Consider the following 2,200-nt stretch of genomic DNA (forward strand, 5'->3'; position numbering starts at 1 on the left):
CCCTGGGTGGTGTCCGCCACGTGCGAAGCGGCGTTGGACGCCCAGGTCGCGCGCCTGACGGAGCTGGATGAACTCCAGGCCGCCGATGTGGCGTTCACCCTGGCCGGGCGGACGGCCTTCCCGCACCGCGCGGTGCTCGTGGACGGCGTGGAGGTGGCCCGGGGGCTCGCGGGCGAAGGCGGGACGGCGTTCCTGTTCTCGGGGCAGGGGTCGCAGCGGTTGGGGATGGGGCGGGAGTTGTATGCCCGGTTCCCGGTGTTCGCGCGGGCCTTCGACGAGGTGTGTGACGGGCTGGAGTCGCCGCTTCGGGACATCGTGTGGGGTGCGGACGAGGAGCTGCTGAACCAGACGGCGTACGCCCAGGCCGGGTTGTTCGCGGTCGAGGTGGCGCTGTACCGGCTGGTCGAGTCGTTGGGTGTGCGGCCGGAGTTCGTGGCGGGGCACTCGATCGGTGAGGTGGCCGCGGCGCACGTGGCGGGGGTGTTCTCGCTCGCTGATGCCTGCGCTCTGGTGGCGGCGCGTGGCCGTCTGATGCAGGCGTTGCCGGCGGGTGGTGCGATGCTGGCGGTGCAGGCGACGGAGGACGACGTCCTGCCGTTGCTGGGCGAGTTCGTGTCGATTGCCGCTGTCAATGGCCCGACTTCCGTTGTCGTTTCGGGCACGGAGGAGGCCGTCGCGGCGATCGAGGCGCACTTCGCCGACCGCAAGACGACGCGGCTTCGGGTCTCGCACGCGTTCCACTCGCCGCTGATGGACCCGATGCTGGAGGACTTCCGTGAGGTCCTCAACGGGCTGACGTACAACGCTCCTTCGATCCCGCTGGTCTCCAACCTGACGGGCGCACTGGCGGAAGGTGTCCAGGGGCCCGAGTACTGGGTTCGCCACGTCCGCGAGGCGGTCCGCTTCGGCGACGGCGTCCGCACACTGGAGGTCGCGGGCGTCACCCGCTTCCTCGAGCTCGGCCCCGACGGCGTCCTCACCGCGCTCGCGGCTTCCTCCCTCTCCGACGACGCCGTCCTGGCCCCCGTCCTCCGCAAGGACCAGGCCGAGGACACGAGCGTCCTGACCGCCCTCGCCCGCCTGCACGTCACCGGCGCGCGCGTCGACTGGGCCGCCCTCTTCGCCGGGACCGGCGCCCGCGCCGTGAACGTGCCCACGTACGCGTTCCAGCACCGGAACTACTGGCCGGCCGTCACCCTCGCACGCGGCGGCGACGTCCGGCTCGCGGGACTCGGCGCCGCCGAGCACCCGCTGCTGGGCGCGGCCGTCGAGCTGGTCAACACGGACGGCTACCTGTTCACCGGCCGGCTGTCGGCCCGCTCGCACGGGTGGCTCGCGGATCACGTCGTCATGGGCTCGGTCCTGGTGCCGGGCACCGCGCTGGTCGAGCTGGCGGTGCGCGCGGGCGACGAGGTCGGCTGCGACGCCGTCGAGGAGCTGACGCTCGCCGCGCCGCTCGTCCTGCCCGAGCGGGGCGGTGTGCGGGTGCAGGTGTGGGTCGGCGAACCGGACGCCTCCGGGCGGCGCGCGCTGACCGTGCACGGCCGGCCGGACGACGCGGACGGGACGGACTGGACCCTGCACGCGAGCGGTGTGCTGGGGACGGGCGCGGCTCCGGCGGAGTTCGAGGCGGCGGTGTGGCCGCCGGTCGGTGCCGAGGCGGTCGACCTGACCGGGCTGTACGAGGGCTTGGCGGAGGCCGGGTTCGGGTACGGGCCGGCGTTCCGGGGCCTGCGGGCCGCCTGGCGGCGCGGGGACGAGGTCTTCGCGGAGGTCGCCCTGCCGGAGGGTACGGAGGGCGCGGGTTTCGGCTTGCACCCGGCGCTGTTCGACGCCTGCCTCCATGCGTTCGCGCTCACCGGGTCCGACGTGCGCGGCGTGCCGTTCGCGTGGGAGGACGTGGCGCTGCACGCCTCCGGCGCGTCGTCGGTCCGGGTGCGGTTGACGCCGGGGGCGGGCGGCGGGGTGTCGCTCGCGATCGCCGACACCGAGGGGCGCCCGGTGGCGTCCGTGAGGTCGTTGGTCGTGCGCCCGGTGACGGCGGACGAGGCGGCAGCGACTCGGGACGCGTTGTTCCGGGTGGATTGGGTGCCGGTGAGGTCTTCCGATGCGCCGGAGTTCGTGGCGGTGGCGTCGCTGGCGGAGGTGCCGGCGGAGGTGCCGCCGGTGGTGGTGGTCCGGTCGGCGGACGGGGACGTGC

The 2,200-nt window shown here is 74.1% G+C and carries 1 protein-coding gene; it reads left to right on the forward strand.

What is annotated here, in order from left to right; all coding sequences use genetic code 11:
- Positions 1–2,200: acyltransferase domain-containing protein (locus PUR71_RS01085; RefSeq protein WP_329924375.1), on the forward strand; the 2,200-nt coding region annotated here is incomplete at both ends.

Origin of the sequence: Streptomyces sp. SP17BM10 (assembly GCF_036322405.1) — a bacterium.
Classification (GTDB): Bacteria; Actinomycetota; Actinomycetes; order Streptomycetales; family Streptomycetaceae; genus Kitasatospora.